General features: G+C 68.4%; 2 protein-coding genes. Both read left to right on the top strand.

Features of this window, described 5'->3' with window-relative positions; translation table 11 throughout:
• Positions 1 to 528: RNA polymerase sigma factor (locus tag EOA29_RS37575; protein ID WP_127222467.1), on the top strand; the 528-nt coding region annotated here is incomplete at its 5' end.
• A 74-nt stretch (positions 529 to 602) separates the two neighbouring features.
• A partial coding sequence (locus EOA29_RS37570; protein WP_126090408.1) for a hypothetical protein occupies positions 603 to 1,049 on the top strand: 447 nt, incomplete at its 3' end.

The raw sequence follows: 1,049 nt of genomic DNA, 5'->3' as shown, positions 1-1,049 counted from the left end.
GACGAGGAACTGGTACGGCGCATCAGTGCCGGCGACCAAGCCGCCGTGCAGGCGATGGTGGCGCGCAAGCTGCCGCGCGTGCTTTCGCTCGCCACCCGCATGCTGGGCGACGCGGCAGAGGCCGAAGACGTTGCCCAAGAGACCTTCGTGCGCATCTGGCGCCATGCCTCCGGCTGGCGCCAGGGGCACGCGCGCTTCGACACCTGGATCCACCGGGTGGCGCTCAACCTCTGCTACGACCGGCTGCGGCGGCGCCGCGAATGGACGACGGACGAACTGCCGGAGGTGGCCGATGAGAGACCGCTTCCCGACGCCCTTGCCGGAGACGAGGGCCGGCGCGTCCAGCAGGCCTTGCTACGCATCGCACCGCGCCAGCGCGAGGCGATCGTGCTCGTCTATTATCAGGAGCTGTCCAACATCGAAGCCGCCGGCGCCATGCAGGTCAGCGTCGATGCGCTGGAAAGCCTGCTCGCGCGGGGTCGCCGCGCGCTGCAGGCCCTGCTCATCGGAGATGATGGCGATGACTGAGACGGCGAAGGCATTGCCGAATTTTTGGATGAAGGCGTGGGGGGCCACGCTAGAGCCGTGGAAGGGGGAACGAGATGGCTGAGAACCGGAAGACCACCGACGTGCAGCTGGATGCCAAGCGCTTCGCCGCGCTGGCGGACGCCTATGGCAGCGCCTTGCATCGCTGGCCGCGGACCGAGCAGGCCGCCGCAACGCTTTTTGCCGAAAGCGAAGAGGGCCGCGCCATCTTGGCGAGCGCCGGCAGGCTCGACGCCATCCTCGACCGGCATCATGTCGAAGCCCCCAGCCGTTCGCTGCATGGCAAGATTGTCGCCAACGCCACGTCCGAGATCAGGCAGGGACGGCACCGCCGACTCTGGTGGCTGGGCTTCGGGCTCGCCGGCGTCGGGCTTGCAGGCGCGGTTGCCGGGTTGGCGCTGGTCACCGTCGTTACCCCCGATGCGCCGTCCGACCATTATGTGATGGACGCCAACGCAACGTCGTTCGGCGATGCCGGTCCCGACGCCGACACGGAGAACCTA

It is taken from the genome of Mesorhizobium sp. M1E.F.Ca.ET.063.01.1.1 (assembly GCF_003998155.1).
In the GTDB taxonomy this organism is placed as follows: Bacteria; Pseudomonadota; Alphaproteobacteria; order Rhizobiales; family Rhizobiaceae; genus Mesorhizobium.
This window is presented reverse-complemented; position numbering and strand designations above follow the sequence as displayed.